We start from the raw sequence: 270 nt of genomic DNA, 5'->3' as shown, positions 1-270 counted from the left end.
AAGCGCGGAAGGTGTTGGCGTTCTCACCGTCTTTGAACAGCGTGTTCTCTACCGTTGCACCGTGGATGGCGCACAGCAGCGCACCGCCCAGAATGCCCGCCACCCCCATCATGTGAAAGGGGTTCAGCGTCCAGTTGTGGAAGCCTTGGAAGAACAGCAGGAACCGGAAGATCGCCGCTACGCCGAAGCTAGGGGCAAAGAACCAGCTGCTCTGACCCAAGGGGTACAGCAGAAAGACGCTGACAAACACTGCAATCGGCCCAGAAAAGG

The 270-nt window shown here is 58.5% G+C and carries 1 pseudogene; it reads right to left on the bottom strand.

What is annotated here, in order from left to right:
* Positions 1–270 (bottom strand): annotated as a pseudogene (locus AC0QKW_RS00030) (photosystem II D2 protein (photosystem q(a) protein)); the annotation flags it as partial.

Source organism: Pseudanabaena sp. PCC 9330 (assembly GCF_055795045.1).
This window is presented reverse-complemented; position numbering and strand designations above follow the sequence as displayed.